Origin of the sequence: Burkholderia sp. 9775_39 (genome assembly GCF_015712225.1) — a bacterium.
Lineage (GTDB): Bacteria > Pseudomonadota > Gammaproteobacteria > Burkholderiales > Burkholderiaceae > Burkholderia > Burkholderia cenocepacia.
On record NZ_JACCQC010000045.1, the window covers coordinates 1 to 17,261 of the forward strand.

Below are 17,261 nucleotides of genomic sequence, written 5' to 3' on the forward strand. Positions count from 1 at the left end.
GGCAGTTCAGGCAGCGGCCCGCGGGCCGCTGCCTGACGCGCTACAGTTTGCCTTTTCTTCTTCATCGGCATATCCATGACTTTTACACCTCATGATATGCCTCGCCCACGAAATCACGGATAGGTCCGATGAAACCATCGACGTCATCCGTGTCCTGCATCAACGGATGGACATCGAACGACATCTGTAGCCTCGCACGTCGGATGCCGTAATCGCTGCAAAGCGCTGCTCGATACCGACAGCATTGCGCCACGTCGACGCGGACACGGCACCGATCAGTCTAGAACGCTTCCCCACTGAACAACGCCACGACCGCATCCGGATTCGACGGCCAGTACATGTGCATGTACGTCGCGACGATCGCGCCGCTGCGATAGACGGCTTCGCCGCTGCCGGCCTTGCCATCGGGGCGGGCGGCGGTCGCGACCGGCACCAGCCGCGTTTCCAGCCGCGAATAGTGAAACGTATGTCCGCGCATCGGTCCGGTGCGCGTATCGAGTTGCTGCATGCCGAGCGCCGCGAACCGGCGCTGCATCGTCGCATGGCCCCGAAGCACGCCGAGCATCGGCGTCGTCAAGCCGTCCACGTCGGTCAGCGATTCGCACAGATACACCATCCCCCCGCATTCCGCGACGATCGGCCGGCCGGCTGCCGCATGCGCGCGAATCGTCCGTGCGGTCGCGGCATTCACGGCCAGCGTCGCCGCATGCAGTTCCGGATAGCCGCCCGGCAAAAACAGCGCGTCGCAATCGTCAGGCACGGGTTCGTCGGCAAGCGGCGAGAAGAACCGCAGCACCGCACCGAGCGCATCGAGCAGCACAAGGTTCGCCGGATAGATGAACGAAAACGCCGCATCGCGCGCCACCGCGATCCGCTTGCCGGCCAGCGCACGCGGCAGCGGCGCGGCCACGTCCGGCTCCGCGAACGCGACGGCCGGCGGTAACTCGGCCAGCGCCGTCTGCGCGAGCACATCGGCCGCGCGCTCGAGCCGCGCGTCGAGATCGTCGATGTCGGCCGGCTGATGCAGGCCGAGATGGCGCTCCGGCAGCGCGATGCCCGCATCGGCCGGCACGTGGCCGAGCCAGCGCAGATCCGCGGGCAGCGCCTGTTGCAGCAGCTCCGCGTGCCGCGCCGAGCCGACGCGGTTGGCCAGCACGCCGTGAAACGGCAGCTCCGGCCGGAACCGTGCGAGCCCGAACGCGATTGCCGCGAACGTCTGCGCCATCGCCTTCGCCGAAATCACCGCGACGACCGGCACGCCGAACGCGGCCGCGAGATCGGCGCTGCTCGGCGTGCCGTCGAACAAGCCCATCACGCCTTCGATCAGGATCAGGTCCGCGTCGCGCGCGGCGTCGGCGAGCAGCGCCCGGCAACCGGCCTCGCCGACCATCCCGAGGTCGAGCGCATGCACCGGCGCGCCGCTTGCCCGTTCGAGCAGCATCGGATCGAGGAAATCGGGCCCGGTCTTGAACACGCGTACGCGACGGCCGAGCCGGCGGTGCAGCCGCGCGAGGCCGGCCGTCACCGACGTCTTGCCCTGGCCGGACGCGGGCGCGCTGACGAACAGCGCGGGGCAGGCCGGCATGCTCAGAACTCCACGCCGCGCTGCGCCTTCACGCCTTGCTCCTTGTACGGATGCTTGACGAGCCGCATTTCGGTGACGAGATCGGCCGCATCGATCAGCGCATCGGGCGCGTGCCGCCCGGTGACGACGACGTGCACCGACTCCGGACGCGCGACGAGCGTGGCGAGCACTTCGTCGAGCGGCAGGTATTCGTACTTGAGCACGGTGTTCAACTCGTCGAGGATCACCATCCGGTAGTCGCCGCTTTCGATCATCCGGCGCGCCTCGTCCCAGCCCTTGCGCGCGGTCGCGATGTCGGCGTCGCGGTTCTGCGTGTTCCACGTATAGCCGTCGCCCATCGTCACGAAATCGCATTCCGCGACCGCGCCGAGGAAGTCGCGCTCGGACGTATGCAGCGCCCCCTTGATGAACTGCACGACACCGAGCCGCATGCCGTGGCCGAGCACGCGCACGGCCATCCCGAACGCGGCCGTGCTCTTGCCCTTGCCGTTGCCGGTGTGGACGATCAGCAGGCCTTTCTCCTGGGTGGCGGCGGCCTGCTTTTTCTCGTGGCCGGCGCGGCGGCGTTCGGCCATCCGCTGATGGGATTCGGAATCGGTCTTCATCGGGAATCGTCCTGTCGAAAGCGAAACAAGGGTTTTCAGAGCGGGCCGGCGAGCGCGACCGTCACGCCGTCCCGGATGGATTTGGGGCCGAGCAGCCGGCCATGCGGCGCGGCGAGCTGCGCGCACGGCTCGGCCACGCCCGCGATGCCGAAGCGGGCCAGCGCGGCGTCCGACGGGCCGCTCGCGGCCAGTTCCGGACGACTCGCGAGTTGCGCCGCGTCGAACGCGACGAGCGGCCAGCCGCGGCGCGCGCACAGCGTGCGCAGCGCACGGGCGCGAGCCTTGTCGACGAGCGTCGCGACGAGCGCCGGTTCGGCGGCCGGATAGCGCGCGAGCGCGGCGCGGATCGCGGCATCGAGTTGCGCGGCCGTGACGCCGGCGCGAAAACCGACACCGAGCGCGACGCGCATCATGCGTGGCCGCCGAGCGCCGCACGCACCGCCGGATCGTCGGCGAGCGCCGCGACGCGGCCGATCACGACAATCGCCGGCGATCCGATGCCGGTTTCGCCGACGCGCGCGACGAGCGTATCGAGCGTCGCGTGGACGTGGCGCTGTTCGGGCCGCGTGGCGTTCTCGATCGCCGCGCACGGCGTATCGCCGGGCAGGCCGCCGTCGCGCAATGCCGCTGCAATCGCGTCGAGCCGGCGGATGCCCATGTAGACCACGATCGTCATGCGTGTGGCCGCGAGCGCGCGCCAGTCGGGCTCGTCGGCCCCCGCGCCGTGGCCCGTGACGAAGATCACGCCCTGCGCGTCGCCGCGGTGCGTGACCGGGATGCCGAGCGCGGCCGGCGCGGCGATGCCCGCGGTGATGCCGCTGACGACTTCCACCGGAAAGCCCGCCGCGCCGAGCGCGATCAGCTCCTCGCCGCCGCGGCCGAACACGAACGGATCGCCGCCCTTGAGCCGTGCGACGCTGCGGCCCGCGCGCAGGTGCGCGAGCATCGCGGCGACGATCGCTTCCTGCGGCGTCGACGCATGGCCGCCACGCTTGCCGACGTGCTCGATCAGCGCATCGGCGCGCGCATGGCGCAGCACGTCGGGGTTCACGAGATCGTCGACGAGCAGCACGTCGGCCGCGCCGATCGCGCGCACGGCCCTGAGCGTCAGCAGATCGGCGTCGCCGGGGCCGGCGCCGACGAGCCAGGCGCGGCTCATCGCGCGCGGCACGGCGCGCACCGTGTCGAAACAGTGGAACAGGGAAGGCGGGCGGCGCATCGGCGGCCGGCGGACAGGCAGTGCATGGCGGATCGGGCGAAACCCGCGCGAACGCGGGGGAATGCGCACCCGGTCCGTCCCCCGCGGATCGGGCGTTCGGCGAGCAGCGCGCTCGCCCCTTGCGTCGGCCGGTATCCGGGCTGGCCGCTTGCCAGACCGCAGCCTTCCCGCCCGGTCGAAGGGCAGTGGCATCGCGGGCGGCCTGGGCGCACGCGCGAGGAAGCGCGCGGCGCGGGCGGCGTACCGTTGCGGGGACAGCACAGGCCGGGCGGATGTCCGCCTCCTGTTTCCCGTTTAACTGCATGCACCGAATGCGCATGCGAGCACCGAACGCGGCGCATACGATAGCACAGGCCTGCAACGCGCAAGCCGCCCGGCGGAGCGGCTGCGCGGGGCGCCGGCGCCGCCCGCGAGGTCAGAACTTGTATGCCGCCGTCAGCGTGAACGTGCGTGGCGCGCCGGGCACGATCTGCGCGAGGCCCGTCGCATTCGCGTAGTAGTCGCGATCGGCCAGGTTGACGGCCGCCAGCGTCACCTCGAGGTCGCGCGTGCGATAGCCGGCCTTGCCGTCCCAGCGAAGGTACGCGGGCAGTTCGAGCAGGTTGTCGCGATCGGCGTAACGCGCGCCCTCGTACACGACCCCGAGTTCGGCGAAAAACCCGCGCAGCGGCGCATGGCTGACGAACAGGCTGCCGTTCGACGCCGACACGCCCGCCGAGCGCTTGCCCGCATACTTCGGCTCGGCGTCGACCACCCGCGCGTGTTGCCAGCCGATGCCGCCGCGGACGAACCAGTCGCCCGTGAGCCGGCCGGCGACGCCCAGTTCCAGGCCACGATTGCGTTCGAGGCCGGTGAGGTCGAAAAAACCCGGGCGAACCGGGTCGGCGATGCGGCGGTTGTACAGGTCGAGCTGAAACAGCGCGAGCGTCGTGCTCAGCGCGCCATCGCGCCAGTCGCTTTTCACGCCGATCTCGTATTGGCGCGTGTATTGCGGGCCGAGATCGTTGGCGTTGCCGCGCGCGTCGGGCGTGATGCCGATCAGGTCGCCGCCGACCGGCGCGAAGTTCTTGCTGTACGACGCATACAGGCTGTGCGCGCCGACCGGCGACCATACGACGCCGAGCCGCGGGCTCCATGCCGTCGTCGTGCGCCGCGCATGCAGACCGTTCAGCGCGTTGGTCGAATCGACGTCGAAACGTTCCGCGCGCAGGCCGCCGAGCAGCTTCCACGCTCGCCCGAGGTCGACGCGATCCTGCGCGAACAGCGCGTAGTCGCTGACACGGTGGCGGTTCATCGCGTACGGGCGCGGCGTCGAGCCGACGAGGGCGAAGCGATCCGGTCCGGTCACCGGAACCGGCGCCGCGTCGGCCTGCCAGAGCGCCGGCGTGCGCTTCTGCCACCCGTATTCGATGCCGAACAGCAGGTGATGCAGCGCCGGACCGGTCGCGACCTTGCCGCCCAGTTCGACGCCGGTCTGCACGTTGAGCTGCGTCATGTCCTGCAGGTAGCGTGCGCGTTGCACGTGCCGGTAGTCGCGCGGCTTCGCGACGTAGCTTTGCGTGACGTAGGTATTGTCGAAGGTGCTGCGCAAATCCAGCACGCCGAGCGTATGGCGCAATTCCCAGTCGCCGTCGAGCGCATGCGTGAAGACCGAGCGCCAGTTCATGGTCTCGTCGCGGATCGTGTCGCGGCCCGCCGCGCCGAAGAAGGTTGCGCGTGGCGCGGACGGCAGCGAGAACGCGAGCGGCTTGCCGGCCGCATCGACGGCGGCGACCGGCGCCGGCATGCCGCGATCGGGCACGCGTCGGTACGTGTCGTATTCGAACTGCAGCAGCCAGCTTCGCCGCGCGTCGTGCCACTTGATCGACGGCGCGACGAACTGACGCGTACCGTCGACGTGGTCGCGGAAGCTGCCGGCGTGTTCGTGTCCCGCATTGAGCCGCATGCTCCACGCGCTGGACAGCATCCGGTTGAGATCGACCGACGCGCCGAGCCGTCCGTAGCTGCCGGTCGTCGCCGACACATGTCCGAAGTTTTCCGGCAACGGCTGCTTGGTGATCCGGTTGATGACGCCGCCGCCGCTGCCGCGCCCGTACAGCGCGGCAGCCGGCCCCTTCAGCACCTCGACGCGTTCGATGTTGCCGAGGCTGCGTACGTATTGCGCATCGTCGCGCATGCCGTCGAGCAGCAAGTCGCCCGCGCTGGAAAAGCCGCGAATGCGGAACGAATCGAAGCGCGTGTCCGACGTATTCGACACACCGGGCACGCCGGCCAGTGCGTCGGCAAGCGTGCGGCCGCCATAGGACAGCGTTTCCTCGACCGAGACGCTGTCGATGGTTTGCGGTACGTCGCGCGGATCGCTCGCGGTGCGGGTCGCCGTGCTCACGCTTTCCGCACGCGGATCATTCGGATGACGGCGGCTGCGCACCTCGACCGCGGGCAGTTCGTCGTCGAACTCGGCCGCCGCGGCGGGGCAGGAAGCAACGCCGGCAATCGAGCACAGCGACAGGGCCAGCACAGGAAAACGCCGCCCGGATATCTGTCGTTTCGACATGGAAATTTGAGGATGACTGAGTGATTGCCTCACATGGCCGTTGCGCGGTGGTTCGTGTTGTTCTCGGGTGAAGTTTATCTCGTGTGATTGAAAACGACAATCATTCGCGTTCGTCGCCCGTCGCTCGCCTTGACGCTCCCCGCACCGCCGCCTACACTCGCACGCGTTTTGGTGCTCGCGCGCGCCGCTCCGGCGTGCGCAGTTAAACGGGAAACAGGGAGCCTGCCTGCGCCGCAGTCGAGCCAACCTGTGCTGCCCCCGCAACGGTAAGCGAACGCGTCGCGCGCAAGCGCCACGCAGCGCCGCTTCGCCGCATGCCGCGCGCATGCGGACGACCGCCACTGGATGCCGCGCGTATCCGGGAAGGCGAAGCGGCGTGTTCGTCAGCCCGGATACCGGCCTAAACGTTGGGGTTCAGCGCCGCGGGGAGGCGGCGCATCGTCCACGGCCGCCGCAGGCCCGACGCCCGGTGTTTCCCGCTGTTTGCCCCGATCCGCCCGCCGCGCGAACGCGCCCGGGCCGGCACGGCGAACGGCAGGCGACACGGGCTACGCACGCGGCAGCCGTGTTGGCATTCACGATGTCGACCGTTCGCAAGGAAGCACCATGTCCGATTCGTTGTCCCGCCCGCCGCGCGGCTGTCCGCGCGGATCACGCGGCGAGCTTCCCGCGCACCGCCCGCTGAATTGCCGCGTCGCCGCCGACGCGACGATCCCGTCCTGATTCCCTCTTCGACACCGGACCTACCATGACCCTACGCAAGCTGCCCGTCACGATCGTCACGGGCTTTCTCGGCAGCGGCAAGACGACGCTGATGCGCCACATCCTGCAGCACGCCGAAGGCCGCCGCATCGCGGTGATCGTCAACGAATTCGGCGAGCTCGGCATCGACGGCGAAATCCTCAAGGGCTGCGGGATCGGCTGCGACGATGCCGACGGCGCGCAGGGCGAGGCAACGGGCCAGCTGTACGAACTCGCGAACGGCTGCCTGTGCTGCACCGTGCAGGAAGAGTTCTATCCGGTGATGGAAGCGCTCGTCGAGCGCCGCACGGACATCGATCACGTGCTGATCGAGACGTCGGGCCTCGCGCTGCCGAAGCCGCTCGTGCAGGCGTTCAACTGGCCGACGATCCGCAACAGCTTCACGGTCGACGCGGTCGTGACCGTCGTCGACGGGCCGGCCGCCGCGAGCGGCCAGTTCGCGGAAAACCCGCAGGCCGTCGACGCACAGCGCCGCGCCGATCCGAACCTCGACCACGAATCGCCGCTGCACGAACTGTTCGCCGATCAACTGTCGTCCGCCGATCTCGTGATCGTGAACAAGGCCGACCTCGTCGGCGACGCCGAGTTCGCGCAGATCGAAACCGCGATCCGCGACGAAATCCCGCCGCAGGTCAAGATCGTGCGCGCGACGCGCGGCGAGCTCGACCTCGCGCTGCTGCTCGGCCTCGAATCGGCGTCGGAGGAAACGATCCACCTGCGTCACGACCATCACGGCTCGGCCGACGACGGCGATCACGATCACCATCACGACGATTTCGATTCGGTGGTGGTATCGGGCGACGCCGGCACGCGCGAAGCGACCATCGCCGCGCTGCAACGTGTCGTCGAAGCGCACACGATTTACCGCGCGAAGGGCTTCGCCGCGCTGCCCGGCGCGCCGATGCGGCTCGTGATCCAGGGCGTCGGCCGCCGCTTCGACAGCTATTTCGACCGCCGCTGGCAGGACGGCGAAACCCGCGCGAGCCGCTTCGTGCTGATCGGCGAGGATCTCGACGCGGCCGCGCTGCAACGCGCGTTCGACGCCGCGTGCGCGGCCGAGCCGCAACAGGCGTAACGCACGATGCATCTGCTGCGTACCACGCCGGGCGGCTTCGTCGACGATACGCAGGGCGTCGTCCGGATCGACCAGCAGCCGGCCGACATCGTGATCCTGAGTTCGGCCGACACGACGCTGTCGCTGCTCGCGAGCGTCGTGCCGCACTTGCCCGAAGGGTTCCCGAGCGTGCGGCTCGCGAACGTCACGTTCCTGCGCCAGCCGGCGTCGGTCGATTTCTACGTCGACGACGTGCTGCGGCACGCGAAGACGGTCGTGATCGATCATCTCGGCGGCGAAGCGTACTGGCCGTACGGGATCGAGCAGGCCGTGTCGCTCGCGTCGAAGCGCGGGCAGCAGCTCGCGATGTTCTCGGGCGACCTGCAGGAGGACCCGAACCTCGTCGCGAAGAGCACGGTCAGGCCCGAGCTGTGCCGGCTGTGGTGGCGCTATCTGCGCGAAGGCGGCGTGCACAACGCCGACGCGCTGTTGCGCAGCATCGCGTTTCACACGTTCGGCTTCGGCGACGAACCCGAACCGCCGCGGCCGCTGCCCGCCGCCGCGCTGTATCACCCGGCGCGCGACCGCGCGAGCGTCGACGACTGGCGATCGCGCTGGACGCCCGGCGCGCCGGTCGTCGCGATCCTGTTCTATCGCGCGCACTGGCAGGCCGCCAACACGGCGGTGTTCGACGCGCTGGCCGACGCACTGATCGACCACGGGCTGAATCCGCTGCCGATCGCGGTGACGTCGCTGAAGGACGCGGTGAGCCGCGAGGTCATCACGCAGCTCTGCGACACGCACGGCGTCGCGCTCGTGCTGAATACCACCGCATTCGCGGCCGGCGCGATCGACAGCCCCGAGCCCGACGTGCTCGCGGGCGACGCGCCGGTGCTGCAGGTGATCCTGTCCGGCGGCAATCGCGACGCGTGGGTGGCCGACAACCAGGGCCTGCACGCACGCGACATCGCGATGCACATCGCGCTGCCCGAAGTCGACGGGCGCATCGTCACGCGCGCGGTGAGCTTCAAGGGGCTCGCGTATCGCTGCCCGCATACCGAGGTCGACGTCGTGCGCTACCAGCCGGATGCGGAACGGATCGCGTTCGTCGCGGCGCTCGCGCGCGGCTGGTGCCGGCTGCGCACGCTCGATAACGCCGACAAGCGCATCGCGCTGATCCTCGCGAACTATCCGCAAAGCGAAGGGCGGATCGGCAACGGCGTCGGGCTCGATACGCCGGCCTCCGCGCTGCGCGTGCTCGCGGCGCTGCGCGACGCGGGCTACACGGTGGCCGACCTGCCGCCCGACGGCGACGCGCTGATCGCGCAACTCACCGAAGGCGTGACCAACGATCCCGCCGTGCGCACGCTGCGTCCCGCGTTTCAGAGTTACGCGCTGGCCGACTACGTCGCGCGTTTCGCGCGGCTGCCGGCCACCGTGCGGGATGCGCTAAACGCACGCTGGGGGCCGCCTGAAGCCGATCCGACGCTGAGGCAGCAGCGCTTCACGATCGCCGGCTGGCGCGCGGGCAACGTGTTCGTCGGCATCCAGCCGTCGCGCTCGCGCGGCGAGAACGACTACGCGAGCTACCACGATGCGGATCTCGTGCCGCCGCATGCGTATCTCGCGTTCTATTTCTGGCTGCGCGATGCGTATCGCGTCGACGCGGTCATCCATCTCGGCAAGCACGGCAATCTCGAATGGCTGCCGGGCAAGAGCGTCGCGCTGTCCGACGCGTGCTGGCCCGACCTGACGCTCGGGCCGCTGCCGCACCTGTATCCGTTCATCGTCAACGATCCGGGCGAGGGCAGCCAGGCGAAGCGCCGTGCGCAGGCCGTGATCGTCGATCACCTGATGCCGCCGCTCACGCGCGCGGAAAACTACGGCCCGCTGCAGGATCTCGAACGGCAGGTCGACGAATACTACGAAGCGCTGATGGTCGATGCGCGGCGCGCGAAGCTGTTGCGCAAGACGATCCTCGCGACGATCGCCGAGCATCGCCTGCACGACGAACTGAGCGTATCGCCGCCGCGCGATGCGGGCGACGAGGATGCACTGCTCACGCGGGTCGACGCGTGGCTGTGCGAGTTGAAGGAAGCGCAGATTCGCGACGGGCTGCACGTGTTCGGCGCGTCGCCGGTCGCGCGCCAGCGGCGCGACACGCTGCTCGCGCTCGCACGCTTTCCGGTCGGCGACGGCAAGGGCGAACGCGCCGGGCTGATCGGCGCACTCGCGCGCGATCTCGCGCTCGGCGACGCTTTCGATCCGCTCGCGGCCGACTGGGCCGCGCCGTGGACCGGGCCGCGGCCGGCCGTCCTGCAAACGCTCGACGCGTCGCCGTGGCGGCATGCGGGCGATACGCGCGAGCGGCTCGAACGGCTTGCGCAGCATTGGCTCGACGCCGTGTGCGGAGCCGCGTCCGACGAACCCGGTATCGACATGCCGCCGCCCGGCGCATGGCGGCATACGCTCGCGGTGCTCGAACGCGTGCGCACGATGCTGCTGCCCGCCCTCGACGCGTGCGGCGGCGAGGAAATGCGTCAGCTGCTGCGCGGGCTCGACGGCCGCTTCGTGCCGCCGGGGCCGAGCGGTTCACCGTCGCGTGGCCGTCCCGACGTGCTGCCCACCGGCCGCAACTTCTACTCGGTCGATACGCGCGCGGTGCCGACGCAGGCCGCGTGGTCGCTCGGGTTGAAATCCGCGCAGCAGCTGATCGAGCGTCATCTGCAGGATCACGGCGACTATCCGCGCGCGATCGGGCTGTCGGTGTGGGGGACGGCGACGATGCGCACCGGCGGCGACGACATCGCGCAGGCGTTCGCGCTGATCGGCGTGCGCCCGAAATGGGCGCACGGCAGCCATCGCGTGACCGACTTCGAGATCCTGCCGATCGAGATCTTCGACCGGCCGCGCATCGACGTGACGCTGCGCGTGTCGGGCTTCTTCCGCGACGCGTTCCCGAACCTGATGCACCTGTTCGACGCGGCCGTGCAGGCCGTTGCCGCGCTCGACGAACCCGAAGCGTTGAACCCGATTCGCGCACGCATCGAGCGCGAACGCGGGAAGTGGATCGCGCAGGGCGTGGCGCCCGACGAAGCGCGCCGGCGCGCCGGCTGGCGCGTGTTCGGCGCGCGGCCGGGCAGCTACGGCGCGGGCCTGCAGGACCTGATCGACCAGCGCCGCTGGCAGACCGACGCCGATCTCGCGGACGCCTATCGTCAATGGGGCGGCCATGCGTACGCGCAAAACAGCGCGGGCGACGCCGCGGCCGACGTGTTCGGCGAGCGGCTGGCGACGATCGACGTCGTCGTGCAGAACCAGGACAGCCGCGAGCACGACATCCTCGATTCGAACGACTACTACCAGTTCCAGGGCGGGATGACGGCGGCCGTGCGGCACCTGTCCGGGCAGCAGCCGAGCATCTACCACGGCGACCATGCGAACCCGGTCGCGCCGAAGATGCGCACGCTGCGCGAGGAGATCGCCCGCGTGATCCGCTCGCGCGTCGTCAACCCGAAATGGCTCGACGGCGTGAAGCGTCACGGCTACAAGGGCGCGGCCGAACTCGCGGCGACCGTCGACTACCTGTACGGCTATGACGCGACCGCGCGCGTGCTGTCCGATCACCAGTACGCGCTCGTCGCCGACGCGTACCTGTTCGACGATGCCACCCGCGCGTTCCTCGAACGGCACAACCCGAAGGCGCTGCACGGCATCTGCGAACGCTTCGTCGAAGCGATGCAGCGCGGGCTGTGGCAGCAGCCGGGCCCCTATCGCGAGCGGATCGAAGCGGTCTGGCTCGCCAGCGAACAACGCCAGGAAGGAGGACGGCGATGACCGATCCGACGACGCCCCGCGCCCGCGCGGTTTTTCCGTTTGCGGCGCTCGTCGCGCAGGACGCGTTGCAGCAGGCGCTGCTGCTGGCCGCGATCGACCCGTCGCTCGGCGGCGTGCTCGTCAGCGGCCCGCGTGGCACCGCGAAATCGACGGCCGCGCGCGGCCTCGCCGAGTTGCTGCCGGAAGGGCAGTTCGTCACGCTGCCGCTGTCGGCGAGCGACGAGCAGGTGACGGGCACGCTCGATCTCGCGCATGCGCTGGCCGAAAACGGCGTGCGCTTCCGGCCCGGCCTGCTGGCGCGCGCGCATCTCGGCGTGCTGTACGTCGACGAAGTGAACCTGCTCGCCGACGGGCTCGTCGATACGCTGCTCGACGTCGCCGCGAGCGGCGTGAACATCGTCGAGCGCGATGGCGTGTCGCACGCGCACGATGCGCGTTTCGTGCTGGTCGGCACGATGAATCCCGAGGAGGGCGAGCTGCGCCCGCAGTTGCTCGACCGCTTCGGGCTGATGGTCGAGCTCGAGAACTGCTTCGACGCCGCCCAGCGCGAGCGGATCGTGAAGGCGCGGCTTGCGTTCGATCTCGATCCGGATGCGTTTCGCGCGCGTCATGCGGCGGCCCAGCGGGCGCTCGCGGACCGGATTCATGCGGCGCGCGGGCGGCTGCCGGCGCTGGATTTCGACGATGCGGTCCATGCGCGCGTCAGCACGCTGTGCATCGACGCGGCCGTCGACGGGTTGCGGGCCGATCTCGTGATGCTGCGCGCCGCGCGCGCGCTGGCCGCACTGGAACAGGCCGACGCGGTGACGGTGTCGCATGTGGCGCGCGTGGCCGAAGCCGTGCTGCGGCACCGGCGCCATGCGGGGCCGCCGTCGTCGCAGCAGTCGTCGCACCCATCGTCGCAGCACGATGACGAACGCGACGATCGTTCGCCGCCGAACCCGCGCCAGCGGCCCGACGACCGGCCGGGCGAGACCGGCGACACGAAAGGCGATGCGTCCGCATCGCAGGGCGACTGGGGCTACCTGCCGCCCGAACCGGCCGGGCTGCGCGACGTGAAAAGCGTGGTGCCGCTGCCGCTAAAAAAACGCTGAGCCATCGAGCCGGCGCCGCCGCGAACGCGATTCGCGGTCCTCGATGGCAGTCAGGCGCAGCCGCACGCGTGCCGGGCGCGGTGCGCGCCGGCACGGCCGTCGCGTGGCCGGCGACGCTCGCCGCGAAACGCGGCGGCCCGCTGCATCGCGAGCATCTGCGCTTCGGGAAACGCGCGGGCACGCCGCGTGCGCTGCATTGTTTCGTGCTCGACTGTTCGGCGTCGATGTTGTCGCACGAGCGGCTCGCGCTCGCGAAGGGGTTGATCGTCGCGTATTTCGATCAGGCCGCGCGTGCGCGGGTCGAAACCGCGCTGATCTGCTTCGGCGGTCAAGGCGCCGCGCGGCGCTTCGGCCCGGCCGTGCCGCGCTGGTGGAACGCGCGCTGGCTCGAGCCGGTTGACGGCGGCGGCGGCACGCCGCTCTCGGACGGCATCGCGGCCGCCGCACGCTTGCTGGCCAGCGCTGCGCGCCGCGAGCCCGGCAAGCAGCGCTGGCTGTGGGTGCTGTCCGACGGGCGCACGCGCGAGATGCCGGTCAGACCGGCGGCGGCCGATCACGTCGTGTTCGTCGACTTCGACGACGCGGCCGTGCGGATCGGGCAGGGCGCGCGGCTCGCCGCGGCGTGGGGCGCGCAGTGGGTGACGGCCGACGCGCTTGGCACGGATCGCGCCGGCTGATGGCCGGCACGGCGGTGCGCTATGATCGCCGCTTCTGCTTTTGCCCACTGGAAGCCCCCGCCATGCAAGTACTGGTCGATGCCGACGCGTGTCCCGCCGTCATCAAGGACATGCTGTTCCGCGCCGCGCGTCGTGCCGAGATCTGCGTGACGCTGGTCGCGAACCAGTTTCTACGCACGCCGCCGTCGCCGTTCATCAAGGCCGTGCAGGTGCCGGCCGGCTTCGACGTGGCCGACGCGCGCATCGTCGAGCTGGCGGAGCCCGGCGATCTCGTGATCACCGCCGACATCCCGCTGGCCGCCGCCGTGCTCGACAAGGGCGCGCATGCGCTCGACCCGCGCGGCAACTGGTTCAGCCGCGAAAACATCGAGGAGCGCCTGTCGACGCGCGCGATGATGGACCAGTTGCGCAGCGCCGGCATCGACACGGGCGGGCCGGCGCCGTTCAGCGCGCGCGACGGCAAGACGTTCGCGTCGCAGCTCGACCGGTTCCTGGCGCGGCACGGCAAGCCGTAACGGCACACGTCGGCGCCCGGCCAGGATGCAGGTTCGCGCCGACGCTGCTATCGTGGGGCGAGAACCCCAACACAGGAGCGCATGCGTGTCACCCACCCAACTTCTCGTTCCGACCTACACCCAGATGCTGCGCGCGCAGTCCGCGTGGCTCGACAAGGCCGTCGCACACCGGCAGGCCGCCGGCGACGACCCCGACGCGGCGATGACGCTGAGGCTGGCGCCCGACATGTATCCGCTCGCCGCCCAGGTGCGCTTCTCGTGTTTCCAGGCGATGGAGCCGGTTCACCGGCTGCGCGGCGAACCGCTGCCGGCGGCGTTGCTGGCCTTGCGCGAGGCGGGCTGGAATGCGGATGCGCAACCCGGTTCGCCGGCCGATGCGCAGGCGATCATCGCCGGCACGCTCGCCTTTCTCGGCGAACTCGCCCCCGATGCGCTCGATGGCGGCGCAGCGCTGCCGATCGCGCTCGAACTGCCGAACGGGATCGCGTTCGACATGACGGGCGAACAGTACGCGCGCGACTGGGCGCTGCCGCAGTTCTACTTCCACGCGATCGCCGCGTACGCGATCCTGCGCCATCACGGTGTCGAGCTCGGCAAGGCCGATTACGTGCCGCACATGCTCGCGTACGTGCGGCCGGGCACGATTCCGCAAGGTTGAGCCCCCTCGGGCGCCGCGCAGCGACATGACACGGGCACTGTTCATCTGCAGCCGCAACCGGCTGCGCAGCCCGACGGCCGAAGCGGTGTTCGCCGCGTGGCCCGGCATCGACACCGACTCCGCGGGCCTCGCGCCCGATGCGGACGTGCGGCTCTCGGCCGAGCAACTCGATTGGGCGGACATCGTGTTCGTGATGGAGCGTGCGCACAAGGCGCGACTGTCGGCGCAATTCGGCGCGCATCTGAAGCACCGGAAGATCGTCTGCCTCGACATTCCCGATCGCTACGCGTTCATGCAGCCCGAACTCGTCGCGCTGCTCGAACGCAAGGCCGGCCCGTTCCTGCGCGCGTAGTCGCCGCAATCGGAGCCCGAGCCGGCGTCGACCTCAGCGAAGCGGCCCGCTCGCGAACGCCGAAAAACAGTCGAGCCGCAGCAGCTCGATGATCTTGCGCGTCGGCACGCTCGCCCGCAGCGTGTCGAGCCGGTCGATGGTGAACCACTTGCAGCGGGCGATCTCGTTGCTCGCCCGCGGCGTCAGGTGTGCCGGCACGTCGGCCACGAACACGTGATGCAGCTTCGTCAGCCCGCCGAACTGCACCGCGTAGTCGAGCGCGAGCCCCTCCAGCCGCGTCTCCTCCGCGAGCTCCCGCCGCGCGGCCTCGAGCGGCGTCTCGCCGCGCCGGATCGTGCCGCCGGGCAGCGACCAGCGCGCCGCGGTGCGGGCGACCAGCAGCACGCTGCTGCGCTGGCGGCACACGATCGTGGCGCGTTCCTTGATGACGGCGACGGTATCCGGCCCGGTGCTCATGTTCGGCAAAACAGGTACTGAATCGTGGAGAAAAAGGCGCGTCGGCCGCGCGAGGGTCGGCGGCCGGCTGCCACGGCATGCAAGCCGCCGCGCCGATGTTACCGGCCGTTCGTGACAGTTGCGTGCACCGCGGTCGCGCCACGGGCGACGGCTCACGCGTGCGTATGGATCCCGCTGCGCGCAGGCCTCGCGTGGCGCGAATGACGGCGCTTGTGAACGGCACGCCGGTGATGCGGCGACGGCGCGGTGACGTGCCGGCGTGCGGGCGCGGGCCGGGCCACCGGCGCGGCAGCATGCGGCGCGGCGCCCGATACCCCGGTTTGTCCCTCGCCGAAGTGGAAAGTCTGGTTTTGCGCGTGCGCGATGCCCAGCGTCGATGCGAGCAGGAAGGCCGCCAGCCACAACCGTTTCATGAATATTCCGCCTCGTTACTGATGGGGGTGAATGTTGCCCGCCAGCTTAGCGAACGGCGGGGCGCCCCCGCAACCGCCCGCGTTCGGTGTCGTCCCCCCTTGCGCGCGACGACGTTCTCCGCGCGGCAGCCGGGTCCCATCCGGGCTTGACAATATAATTCTTGAGTGTGAATATAAATTCACATACAAGAATTATTCGCCGAACCCGGAGAAGCCCCGCGCCAGTGCCGGGCCGCCGGAACCGGCCGTCCGATCAACCGGAAACCAGGAGCGAGACGCATGGCGGAACACGAGCAGCAGGGCACGCTGGCGGGATTGCGCATCATCGATCTGTCGCGGGTGCTGGGCGGCCCGTACGCGACCCAGATCCTCGCCGATCACGGCGCGGAGGTGATCAAGGTCGAACCGCCGTCCGGCGACGAGACGCGTACGTGGGGCCCGCCGTTCGACGGCGACACCGCGTCGTACTTCCTCGGCGTGAACCGCAACAAGCTCGGCATCGCGCTCGACCTGACGCAGCCGGCGGATCGCGAGCGGCTGCTCGGGCTGCTCGAACACGCGGACGCGCTCGTCGAGAACTTCAAGATCGGCACGATGGAGCGCTGGGAGCTCGGCTTCGACGCGCTGCATGCGCGGTTTCCGCGCCTCGTCTATTGCCGCGTGTCGGGTTTCGGCGCGGACGGCCCGCTCGGCGGGCTGCCGGGCTACGACGCGGCCGTGCAGGCGCTCGCGGGGCTGATGAGCGTCAATGGCGAAGCCGGCGGCGCGCCGCTGCGAGTGGGCGTGCCGATCGTCGATCTCGTCACGGGGCTGAACGCGGCGCTCGGCGTGCTGATGGCGCTGCGCGAACGCGACGCCAGCGGCCGCGGCCAGTTCGTCGAATCGACGCTGTTCGACTGCGCGCTGTCGATCCTGCATCCGCATACGCCGAACTTCTTCCATTCGGGCAAGGCGCCCGTGCGCACCGGCAACGCGCATCCGAACATCACGCCGTACGACAGCTTTCCGACGGCGGGCGTCGACATCTTCCTGGCAGTCGGCAACAACGGGCAGTTCGCCGCGCTGTGCGATGTGCTCGGCACGCGCGACTGGCTCGACGATCCGCGTTTCGCGGACAACCGCGCGCGCAGCCAGCATCGCGCCGCACTGCGCACGCTGCTCGAAACGGCGCTGGCCGCGCACGACGGCGCCGCGCTCGCCGAACGACTGATGCGCCGCGGCGTGCCGTGCGCGCCCGTGCTCGGGCTCGACGCGGCGCTCGACCATCCGCATGTCGCGCATCGGCAGATGAAGGTCGAGCTGGGCCGGCATCGCGGCATCGCGTCGCCGATCAAGCTCGGCCGCACGCCGGCCACGTACCGGCGGCCGCCGCCCGCACTGAACGAACATGCGGCGCAGGTGTTCGCGGACGGCGACGATCACGACCACCGCCGGCGCTGACCGGCATCGCGGCCGCCGGCCGTGCCGCATCGCGGCGCCC

Annotated in this window: 15 protein-coding genes and 2 riboswitches; of the genes, 8 read left to right on the forward strand and 7 right to left on the reverse strand. The window is 70.3% G+C overall.

Features of this window, described 5'->3' with window-relative positions; translation table 11 throughout:
* Positions 1-280 precede the first annotated feature (280 nt).
* The 5 genes from H0X90_RS33600 to H0X90_RS33620 form a co-directional block, all read right to left on the reverse strand.
* Positions 281-1,585 carry a cobyrinate a,c-diamide synthase gene (locus H0X90_RS33600; protein WP_060211498.1) on the reverse strand — a complete coding sequence of 435 codons (1,305 nt, stop codon included), beginning with the start codon at positions 1,583-1,585 and terminating at the stop codon, positions 281-283.
* Between the two features lie 2 nt (positions 1,586-1,587).
* Entirely contained in the window at positions 1,588-2,190 is a 603-nt protein-coding gene (gene cobO / locus H0X90_RS33605) for a cob(I)yrinic acid a,c-diamide adenosyltransferase (protein ID WP_006476035.1), read from the reverse strand.
* 35 nt (positions 2,191-2,225) lie between these two features.
* Positions 2,226-2,603 (reverse strand): cobalamin biosynthesis protein, encoded by a 378-nt coding sequence (locus tag H0X90_RS33610; protein WP_006496449.1) that lies wholly within the window; start codon positions 2,601-2,603, stop codon positions 2,226-2,228.
* Entirely contained in the window at positions 2,600-3,349 is a 750-nt protein-coding gene (gene cobA, locus H0X90_RS33615) for a uroporphyrinogen-III C-methyltransferase (protein ID WP_058902267.1), read from the reverse strand. The genes H0X90_RS33610 and cobA overlap by 4 nt, the downstream gene beginning before the upstream one ends.
* Positions 3,350-3,517: 168 nt before the next feature.
* Positions 3,518-3,755, reverse strand: a riboswitch (cobalamin riboswitch).
* 69 nt (positions 3,756-3,824) lie between these two features.
* The gene (locus H0X90_RS33620) at positions 3,825-5,963 is read right to left on the reverse strand and encodes a TonB-dependent siderophore receptor (RefSeq protein ID WP_077190196.1); all 2,139 of its coding nucleotides are present in this window, start codon (positions 5,961-5,963) and stop codon (positions 3,825-3,827) included.
* 152 nt (positions 5,964-6,115) lie between these two features.
* Positions 6,116-6,382: riboswitch (cobalamin riboswitch) on the forward strand.
* 329 nt (positions 6,383-6,711) lie between these two features.
* On the opposite strand from H0X90_RS33620, the gene cobW reads away from it, so the two are divergent.
* From cobW to H0X90_RS33655, 7 genes are all read left to right on the forward strand, one after another.
* The gene (cobW, locus tag H0X90_RS33625; RefSeq protein ID WP_077190195.1) at positions 6,712-7,800 is read left to right on the forward strand and encodes a cobalamin biosynthesis protein CobW; all 1,089 of its coding nucleotides are present in this window, start codon (positions 6,712-6,714) and stop codon (positions 7,798-7,800) included.
* A 6-nt stretch (positions 7,801-7,806) separates the two neighbouring features.
* Positions 7,807-11,616 carry a cobaltochelatase subunit CobN gene (cobN, locus tag H0X90_RS33630; protein ID WP_077190193.1) on the forward strand — a complete coding sequence of 1,270 codons (3,810 nt, stop codon included), beginning with the start codon at positions 7,807-7,809 and terminating at the stop codon, positions 11,614-11,616.
* Positions 11,613-12,710 (forward strand): ATP-binding protein, encoded by a 1,098-nt coding sequence (locus H0X90_RS33635; RefSeq protein ID WP_048986549.1) that lies wholly within the window; start codon positions 11,613-11,615, stop codon positions 12,708-12,710. The genes cobN and H0X90_RS33635 overlap by 4 nt, the downstream gene beginning before the upstream one ends.
* Before the next feature lie 68 nt (positions 12,711-12,778).
* A complete protein-coding gene (locus H0X90_RS33640; protein WP_077190192.1) occupies positions 12,779-13,387 on the forward strand; it encodes a magnesium chelatase in 609 nt (202 codons plus the stop codon).
* A gap of 62 nt (positions 13,388-13,449) precedes the next feature.
* On the forward strand, positions 13,450-13,902 hold the full coding sequence (locus H0X90_RS33645) for a YaiI/YqxD family protein (protein WP_006492939.1): 453 nt from the start codon (positions 13,450-13,452) through the stop codon (positions 13,900-13,902).
* Between the two features lie 25 nt (positions 13,903-13,927).
* Positions 13,928-14,560, forward strand: a complete 633-nt coding sequence (locus H0X90_RS33650; protein ID WP_020979853.1) for a DUF1993 family protein — start codon at positions 13,928-13,930, stop codon at positions 14,558-14,560.
* A gap of 25 nt (positions 14,561-14,585) precedes the next feature.
* Positions 14,586-14,912, forward strand: a complete 327-nt coding sequence (locus H0X90_RS33655) for a low molecular weight protein tyrosine phosphatase family protein (protein ID WP_006496440.1) — start codon at positions 14,586-14,588, stop codon at positions 14,910-14,912.
* A gap of 33 nt (positions 14,913-14,945) precedes the next feature.
* On the opposite strand, the gene H0X90_RS33660 is transcribed toward H0X90_RS33655, so the two are convergent.
* Positions 14,946-15,368 carry an NUDIX hydrolase gene (locus tag H0X90_RS33660; protein ID WP_048986545.1) on the reverse strand — a complete coding sequence of 141 codons (423 nt, stop codon included), beginning with the start codon at positions 15,366-15,368 and terminating at the stop codon, positions 14,946-14,948.
* A gap of 152 nt (positions 15,369-15,520) precedes the next feature.
* Complete coding sequence (locus tag H0X90_RS33665; RefSeq protein ID WP_006492940.1) at positions 15,521-15,781, reverse strand: hypothetical protein; 261 nt, start codon at positions 15,779-15,781, stop codon at positions 15,521-15,523.
* Positions 15,782-16,060: 279 nt separating this feature from the next.
* Here H0X90_RS33665 and H0X90_RS33670 point away from each other — a divergent pair, with 279 nt between their 5' ends.
* Positions 16,061-17,221: a CaiB/BaiF CoA-transferase family protein gene (locus H0X90_RS33670; protein WP_077190190.1), complete on the forward strand. Its 1,161-nt coding sequence runs from the start codon at positions 16,061-16,063 to the stop codon at positions 17,219-17,221.
* Positions 17,222-17,261: the final 40 nt, after the last annotated feature.

Bases quoted from the DNA above. Each gene is read 5' to 3' on its own strand.
- H0X90_RS33600 (WP_060211498.1), bottom strand. From the start codon at position 1,585: ATGCCGGCCTGCCCCGCGCTGTTCGTCAGCGCGCCCGCGTCCGGCCAG.
- cobO (WP_006476035.1), bottom strand. From the start codon at position 2,190: ATGAAGACCGATTCCGAATCCCATCAGCGGATGGCCGAACGCCGCCGC.
- H0X90_RS33610 (WP_006496449.1), bottom strand. From the start codon at position 2,603: ATGATGCGCGTCGCGCTCGGTGTCGGTTTTCGCGCCGGCGTCACGGCC.
- cobA (WP_058902267.1), bottom strand. From the start codon at position 3,349: ATGAGCCGCGCCTGGCTCGTCGGCGCCGGCCCCGGCGACGCCGATCTG.
- H0X90_RS33620 (WP_077190196.1), bottom strand. From the start codon at position 5,963: ATGTCGAAACGACAGATATCCGGGCGGCGTTTTCCTGTGCTGGCCCTG.
- cobW (WP_077190195.1), top strand. From the start codon at position 6,712: ATGACCCTACGCAAGCTGCCCGTCACGATCGTCACGGGCTTTCTCGGC.
- cobN (WP_077190193.1), top strand. From the start codon at position 7,807: ATGCATCTGCTGCGTACCACGCCGGGCGGCTTCGTCGACGATACGCAG.
- H0X90_RS33635 (WP_048986549.1), top strand. From the start codon at position 11,613: ATGACCGATCCGACGACGCCCCGCGCCCGCGCGGTTTTTCCGTTTGCG.
- H0X90_RS33645 (WP_006492939.1), top strand. From the start codon at position 13,450: ATGCAAGTACTGGTCGATGCCGACGCGTGTCCCGCCGTCATCAAGGAC.
- H0X90_RS33650 (WP_020979853.1), top strand. From the start codon at position 13,928: ATGCAGGTTCGCGCCGACGCTGCTATCGTGGGGCGAGAACCCCAACAC.
- H0X90_RS33655 (WP_006496440.1), top strand. From the start codon at position 14,586: ATGACACGGGCACTGTTCATCTGCAGCCGCAACCGGCTGCGCAGCCCG.
- H0X90_RS33660 (WP_048986545.1), bottom strand. From the start codon at position 15,368: ATGAGCACCGGGCCGGATACCGTCGCCGTCATCAAGGAACGCGCCACG.
- H0X90_RS33665 (WP_006492940.1), bottom strand. From the start codon at position 15,781: ATGAAACGGTTGTGGCTGGCGGCCTTCCTGCTCGCATCGACGCTGGGC.
- H0X90_RS33670 (WP_077190190.1), top strand. From the start codon at position 16,061: ATGGCGGAACACGAGCAGCAGGGCACGCTGGCGGGATTGCGCATCATC.